Source organism: Mesorhizobium sp. M7A.T.Ca.US.000.02.2.1, from assembly GCF_003996995.1.
Lineage (GTDB): Bacteria > Pseudomonadota > Alphaproteobacteria > Rhizobiales > Rhizobiaceae > Mesorhizobium.
On sequence record NZ_RZTT01000303.1, the window covers coordinates 1 to 7,464 of the forward strand.

Sequence of the window (7,464 nt, forward strand, 5' to 3'; positions counted from 1 at the left end):
GTCATGTCTCGGTGATGGGCGCAACGTCGATCGGCGCCTCGACCAAGGTCTATCCGATGGCGACATTGGGCGCACCGCCGCAGAACACCAAGCACAAGGGCGGTCGCACCACCTTGGTCATCGGCAGGAACTGCACGATCCGCGAAGGCGTGACCATGCATCTCGGCACCGATTCCAGCCGCGGCGAGACGACGGTCGGCGACAATGGCAATTTCCTTGCCTACGCCCATATCGCCCATGATTGCGTCGTCGGCAACAATGCGACGTTCGCCAATGGCGCAACGCTGGGCGGCCACTGCGAGGTCGGCAACAATGTCTATATCGGCGGCCTGACCGCAGTGCATCAGTTTGTCCGCATCGGCGACAACGCCTTTCTCGGCGGCTGCTCCGCGATCGTCGGCGATGTCATCCCCTTTGCCATAGCGGTCGGCAACCGCGCCAGCCTACGCGGCCTCAACATCATCGGCCTCAAGCGCTCCGGCCTGCCAAGGTCCGAAATCCTTGTGCTGCGCAAGGCTTACAGGATGATCTTCGATCGTTCCCGCACCGTTGGCGAGAACATCGAGTTCGCCAAGGCGGAGTTCGCGTCGTCGCCGACCGCCATGAAGATCATCGATTTCATCACCAGTCGCGGCAAGCGGCATTATGCTGTGCCGTCGCTCAAGGGCGGCGATGGCGACGATGTCGATGACGAAGATTGAGACAGCGGCTGCGCGTCTTGATCTTCCGCCGGGCTCCAGGGTCGGCATCATTGCCGGCGGCGGCAGTCTGCCGGTCGAAGTCGCGGCCGGTTCGGCTGAACAAGGTTATCCGCCCTTCGTCATCCTGATGGAAGGCGAGGTCGACCGCATCGCGGAACTCTCCCGATACGATCACGAAAGCCTCGCTCTGGAAGGTATAGGCTCGCTCGTCCCTTTGCTGCGGCGGCACCGGATCACCCATCTGGTGCTTGCAGGCGAGATCAAGCGCCGGCCGCGATTGCTTGCGCTGCGCCCCAGTCTCAGCCTGCTCGCGGTGATTCCTTTGGTCGTCATGGCGCTCGCGCGTGGCGACGATGGTCTTCTGAAGGTCTTGGCACGAGGCCTCGAAGCGCGCGGAGTAAAGGTCGTTGGCGCCCACGAAGTAGTGCCGAATCTTGTCGCCGCCGAAGGCGTGCTGACCAAGGCCGAACCGCGAAAATTGGACTGGCGCGATATTGAGGCAGGCCTTGCGGCAGCAAAGGCCATCGGGGCGCTGGATGTCGGCCAAGCGGCGATCGCGGTTGGCGGCCGGGCAATCGCGCTGGAAGGCATCGAAGGAACAGCCGGCCTGCTTGATCGTGCGAAGCTGCTGCGCGGCCACGGCCGTATTGCGGGCAAGACCCGCGGCGTCCTCGTCAAGTGCGCCAAGCCCGGTCAGGAACTGCGCGCCGATCTTCCATCCATCGGTCCGCAGACGGTCGAGGCAGCGCACGCGGCCGGACTCGCCGGCATTGCCGTCGAGGCGGGACGCTCGCTGATCCTCGAAGGTCCTGAAACCATCGCGCGCGCCAATGCACTTGGCCTGTTCGTCCTTGGCCTGCGTGCCGCCACGGAGCCGCGCAATGGCTGACAGGGCATTGAAGATCGCAATCGTTGCCGGAGAGGAGTCCGGCGACCTGCTCGGTGCCGACATAGTGCGCTCGCTCAGCCAGGCTGTGGGGCGCGAGGTGCAACTCGTCGGCCTCGGCGGCCGTCATTTGCAGGCGCTGGGACTGGTCTCGCCATTCGATGCCGGCGAGATCGCCCTCATGGGGTTCAGCGCCGTTCTACGCGACCTGCCGCGCCTGATGCGGCGGATCAGCCAACTGGCCAAGACCGTTGCCGACGAAAAGCCGGACTGCATGGTCACCATCGACAGTCCGGACTTTTCGTTGCGCGTCGCCAAAAAGGTGCGTGCGGCCAACCCGTCGATTCCGATCATCCACTATGTCTGCCCGAGCGTGTGGGCGTGGCGGCCGGGCAGGGCGGTGGCGATGAAGCCCTATGTCGACCACATCCTCTGCATCCTGCCTTTCGAGGTCAAGGAGCTCGAGCGGCTCGGCGGGCCACCAGGCACCTATGTCGGGCATCGCCTGACCCACGATGCGGGTTTGCTGGCCGCAGCCAAGGCGCAGGAACTACCGCGCGACCTTTCTCCTGATCGCGTCAAGACCCTGCTCGTCCTGCCCGGTTCGCGGCGTGGCGAGGTACGGCGGCTGCTCGACCCGTTCGGCGAGACGGTGTCGATTCTGCGTGCGCGTGGCCACCGCCTGCGGCTGCTGCTGCCGACCGTTCCGCATGTCGCCGACCTCGTCAAATCCTCCGTCAACCGCTGGGATGAAAAGCCTGAGATCATCGTCGATCCCCAGCGCAAATGGCAGGCTTTCGGCAAAGCCGATGCGGCGCTGATCGCGTCCGGGACGGTATCGCTGGAACTGGCGCTGGCCGGCGTGCCGATGATTTCCTGCTATAGGCTCGACCCGGTCGCGCGCGTCTTGGCGCCGCACCTCGTTTCCGTCTGGTCGGCGCTGCTGCCCAATCTGATATCGGATCGAGCGCTTATTCCGGAATTCTACGACGGCTACATCAAGCCGAACAATCTGGCCCGGCAATTGGAAGCCCTGTTCGCCGACAGCGGCATGCGCGCCTGGCAGAAGAATGGATTTGCAGAGATCATGCGGCGCATGGCGACGGACAGACCGTCCGGCGAGATCGCCGCGCAGGTGGTGATGCGGTATATCAAGAGAGGGAATAGTCAGTAGGGAGTAGGGAAGTTGACCGTGCCTACTGCCTACTGCCCAATCCCTACTCCCAATTCACCGCTTGGCGATCGGCACGTAGTCACGCTCGGGTGCGCCGGTATAGAGCTGGCGCGGCCGGCCGATCTTCTGGCGCGGATCCTCGATCATCTCTTTCCACTGCGCGATCCAGCCGACGGTGCGGGCGACCGCGAACAGCACGGTGAACATGGTGGTGGGGAAGCCCAGCGCCTTCAGTGTAATGCCGGAATAGAAGTCGACATTCGGGTAGAGCTTCTTCTCGATGAAATACGGATCGGTCAGCGCGATCTTTTCCAGTTCCATGGCGATGTCGAGCAGCGGATCGTCCTTGATGCCGAGCTCGCCCAGAACCTCATGCGCCGTCTTCTGCATGATCTTGGCGCGCGGATCGTAGTTCTTGTAGACGCGGTGGCCAAAGCCCATCAGCCGGAACGGATCGTTCTTGTCCTTGGCGCGGGCGATGAACTCCGGGATATGGTCGACATGGCCGATCTCGCCCAGCATGTTCAGCGCCGCTTCATTGGCGCCGCCATGGGCGGGACCCCACAGGCAAGCGATGCCGGCGGCGATGCACGCGAACGGGTTGGCGCCCGAAGAGCCGGCGAGACGCACGGTCGAGGTCGAGGCGTTCTGCTCATGATCGGCGTGCAGGATGAAGATGCGTTCCATGGCGCGCGCCAGCACCGGGTTGATCTTGTATTCCTCGCACGGCACGGCAAAGCACATGTGCAGGAAGTTGGCGGCGAAGTTCAGTTCGTTCTTCGGGTAAATGAACGGCTGGCCGATGTGGTATTTGTAGGCCATCGCCGCGATCGTTGGCATCTTGGCGATCAGCCGCATGGAGGCAACCATGCGCTGGTAGGGGTCGGAGATGTCGGTGGAGTCGTGGTAGAAGGCCGACAGCGCGCCGACCACGCCGCACATCACCGCCATCGGGTGCGCGTCGCGGCGGAAGCCGGTGAAAAAGCGCGACATCTGCTCATGCACCATGGTGTGGCGCGTCACGCGATAGTCGAAGTCGTCCTTCTGCGCCTTGGTCGGCAATTCGCCGTAGAGCAGGAGATAGCAGACCTCGAGGAAGTCGCCATGTTCGGCCAACTGGTCGATCGGATAGCCGCGATGGAGGAGGATGCCGGCGTCGCCGTCGATGAAGGTGATTTCGGACTCGCAGCTTGCCGTCGAGGTGAAGCCCGGATCGTAAGTGAAGGCGCCGGTGGTTGAGTAGAGCGAGGCGATGTCGATGACATCAGGCCCGACCGAACCACTTCGCACCTTGAATTCATGGGTCTTGCCGGCGAATGCAAGCGTTGCCGTGGCCTCCTGGGTCTTGCCGCCCAAATCCATTTTTTTCGCAGCTTCGGTCATTGCAAACTCCTTCTTGTTTCCTCATGCCGGCAAAGGCAAAATTCTGCAGAGCGACACGTCGAAAATCACCGCAATGCGCGTATTCGCCACCGCATTTCAGGAGGTGCGTGCCAGATTGGGCCAAGGCCTAATGTTGCACTGCGAAACCCGCCTTTCAATGCCAATCTTCTTGGGCCAGTTTGCTCCTAATCGATTTGATCTGCGATGCGCGCCAGGCTTTCCTCGCGGCCGAGCACGGCGAGCACGTCGAACACGCCCGGCGAGGTGCTTTTGCCGGTCAACGCAGCGCGCAAAGGCTGGGCCACCGCGCCGAGCTTGTGACTGCCGGCCGCTGCCACCTCGCGTATCGCCGCCTCCGCCGAGGCGGCTGTCCAGTCACTCGCAAGCCCGTTCAAAGCTTCGTGAGCACTGCGCAGGATCTTGCGGGCATCGTCGGTAAGCAGAAGGGCCGCCTTGTCGTCGATCGGCAGGGGGCGCGTGGCGAACAGGAAGGCCGCGCCATCGACGAGCTCGACCAGCGTCTTGGCGCGGTCCTTCAAGCCCGGAAGCGCTGCCAGCAACTGCGCCTTGGTGCTGTCGTTCAGGCGCGCGGCGATCGCCGGGCCACCTTCGAGATAGGGCAGGGTAGCGATGAAGATGTCGAACAGTTGGGCATCGCTCATGCGGCGCATATGCGCGCCGTTGATCGCCTCCAGCTTGGCGAAGTCGAAGCGCGCCGCGCCCTTGTTGACATCGCCGATATCGAACCAGGAAATCATATCCTTGATCGACATGATCTCGTCGTCGCCATGGCTCCAGCCAAGGCGCGCCAGGTAATTGAGCAGCGCCTCCGGCAGGTAGCCCATGGCGCGATAGGCCTCGACGCCAAGCGCGCCGTGCCGCTTCGACAGCTTGGCGCCATCGGCGCCGTGGATCAGCGGGATATGCGACATGGACGGCACGTTCCAGCCCATGGCGTTGTAGATCACGGTCTGGCGAGCGGCGTTGGTCAGATGATCGTCGCCGCGAATGATATGGGTGACTCCCATATCATGATCATCGACGACGACGGCATGCATGTAAGTGGGATTGCCGTCAGAACGCAGGATGATGAAGTCATCGAGATCCTTGTTGGGAAAGCGCACCTCGCCCTGGACACGGTCATGGACGATGGTCTCGCCTTCGGTCGGCGCCTTGATACGAATGGCGCCCTTGACGCCTGCGGGCGCCTCAGAGGGGTCGCGGTCGCGCCAGCGGCCGTCATAGCGGGGCGGCAGCCCCTTGGCTCTGGCGGCCTCGCGCATGGCCTCCAGTTCGGCCGGCGTGGCATAGCAATAATAGGCCTTGCCCATGCGCACGAGCTCCTCAGCCACCTCGCGGTGGCGCGGCGCACGCTCGAACTGCGACACCGGCTCGCCGTCCCAGCTCAGGCCAAGCCAGGAAAGCCCGTCGAGGATGGCAGCCGTCGCGGCTTCATTGGAGCGTTCGCGGTCGGTGTCCTCGATGCGCAGCAGCATCGTGCCGCCAGTGTGCTTCGCATACAGCCAGTTGAACAGCGCCGTGCGCGCGCCGCCTATGTGCAGATAGCCGGTGGGCGAAGGGGCAAAACGGGTGACGACCTTGTCGGACATGGAACTCTCGGAAACCATCTGAAGCGGGGTGCGGTTGCGCGGGCTTTCGCGCGCCCGGCGTTCATGTAGCATAGGGTGTCGAGGGCGCAAGGGGCAGACCCGATGGCTGGACGAGGCTGGGGCTCGGATCAGGGCGAGGACGCTGCCATCGGCGTCAGCGAACGGTCCCTGTTTGCGCCTCGGCCAACCCCATTGCCGCCGCCATCGCCCCTTGTGCCGGATCCCGGCAAGGCGCCCTTGCAAGCGGATGTCGCCGCCTCTGTTCCTGTTGCCGAAACCGGCAGGATCGTTCGCGTGCGCCGGCAAATCAGCCTGACATCACTGCCTCGCCTGCGCCACAGCGTGAACACGGCGGCGAGCCTGGAACTCGACCGGGGCGTGGCCTTCCTGCTGGTGCCGGTCTGCCTGGCGATCGGAGCGATCGGCTATTTTTCGCTGACGGCTGAACCCGACTTTGCGAGACCTGTCGCGGTTGTCATCTTGACGGGGATCTGTGCGCTGGTCTCGCGCTCATGGCCAAAGACCCATCTGTGTTTCATGGCGGCGCTTTTGTGCGCCCTAGGACTGCTTGCTGCCAAGGTCGAGACGTGGCGTGCGGGCACACAAATGTTGGGCTCGGAAATCTCGACGCAGGTGACCGGCCGCGTCGTCTCGCTCGACCGGATGGAAACTGGCCGCATCCGGCTGACCATCGACGTGACATCGACCGCAAGACCGAAACTGCGCTATGCGCCGGAACGGGTGCGGCTTTCGGCACGCAAGATCCCGGCTGACGTGACCGCAGGCTCCCTCATCACTGGATATGCCAAGCTTTTGCCGCCGACTGGGCCGGTGCGGCCGGACAGCTATGATTTCTCCTTCGACAGCTATTTTGCCGGCATCGGCGGCAGCGGGTTCTTTCTCGGCAACCCCAAGCTTGTCGTCAGCGATGATGGCGACATGCCGCTGCCGGCCCGAATTTCCTCTAGCGTGGAAAATGCCCGCGAGGCCATCGCCGACCATATCAGGGCGAGCGTCGGCGGCGCCGAAGGCGAGATCGCCGCGGCGCTGATCGTCGGCGTGCGCGCCGGCATTCCCGATGACATCAATGAGGCGATGCGACGTACCGGCATCTACCACATCATCTCGATTTCGGGACTGCACATGGCGCTGGTCGCAGGCACCATCATGGGCTTGCTGCGCGGCGCCTTCGCCTTGTTTCCCGACTTTTCCGCGCGTCGCCCGGTCAAGAAGTATGCCGCCTTCGCCGCACTGTTCTCGATCGCGGCCTATCTCATCATCTCTGGAGTCGTCGTTGCCGCCGAGCGCAGCTTCATCATGCTGGCGGTGATGCTGATTGCCGTGCTGTTCGATCGAGCAGCACTCACCATGCGCAATCTGGCGATCTCGGCGATCGCCGTCATCGTGGTGTCGCCGCATGAGGTGGTCGGCCCGAGTTTTCAGATGTCGTTCGCCGCGACCGCGGCTCTGGTCGGCGCCTATGCCGGCTGGGCCGATCACCGCGCGGGAAAAGCAAGACCGCCGCCCCCAAAGCGATCCATGCCCGGTTTCCTGACGCGAAAGTTCGTGCTCGCGGCAACCGGCCTTGCCATGACCTCCATCATCGCCGGCAGCGCCACGACGCTGTTTGCCATCTGGCACTTTCAGCGTGTGTCGCCGCTCAGCCTGTTCGCCAATCTAGCGGTTATGCCGATCGTCACCGTCGTCATG

6 protein-coding genes are annotated in these 7,464 nt (G+C 63.5%); 4 read left to right on the forward strand and 2 right to left on the reverse strand.

Annotated features, from left to right (window positions below):
- From lpxA to lpxB, 3 genes are all read left to right on the forward strand, one after another.
- The coding region (lpxA, locus tag EOD15_RS24210) for an acyl-ACP--UDP-N-acetylglucosamine O-acyltransferase (protein ID WP_127408899.1) at positions 1 to 701 on the forward strand (701 nt) is incomplete at its 5' end.
- The gene (locus tag EOD15_RS24215; RefSeq protein ID WP_127322269.1) at positions 673 to 1,590 is read left to right on the forward strand and encodes an LpxI family protein; all 918 of its coding nucleotides are present in this window, start codon (positions 673 to 675) and stop codon (positions 1,588 to 1,590) included. The genes lpxA and EOD15_RS24215, both read left to right, overlap by 29 nt.
- Complete coding sequence (gene lpxB, locus EOD15_RS24220; RefSeq protein WP_127322268.1) at positions 1,583 to 2,761, forward strand: lipid-A-disaccharide synthase; 1,179 nt, start codon at positions 1,583 to 1,585, stop codon at positions 2,759 to 2,761. Before EOD15_RS24215 ends, lpxB begins: the two co-directional genes overlap by 8 nt.
- Positions 2,762 to 2,815: 54 nt before the next feature.
- On the opposite strand, the gene gltA is transcribed toward lpxB, so the two are convergent.
- Both gltA and gltX read right to left on the reverse strand, forming a co-directional pair.
- The gene (gltA, locus tag EOD15_RS24225) at positions 2,816 to 4,144 is read right to left on the reverse strand and encodes a citrate synthase (RefSeq protein WP_127270290.1); all 1,329 of its coding nucleotides are present in this window, start codon (positions 4,142 to 4,144) and stop codon (positions 2,816 to 2,818) included.
- Between the two features lie 185 nt (positions 4,145 to 4,329).
- On the reverse strand, positions 4,330 to 5,754 hold the full coding sequence (gene gltX / locus EOD15_RS24230; protein ID WP_127322784.1) for a glutamate--tRNA ligase: 1,425 nt from the start codon (positions 5,752 to 5,754) through the stop codon (positions 4,330 to 4,332).
- A 102-nt stretch (positions 5,755 to 5,856) separates the two neighbouring features.
- Between gltX and EOD15_RS24235 the strand changes: the two genes are divergently transcribed.
- A partial coding sequence (locus tag EOD15_RS24235; RefSeq protein ID WP_148129629.1) for a ComEC/Rec2 family competence protein occupies positions 5,857 to 7,464 on the forward strand: 1,608 nt, incomplete at its 3' end.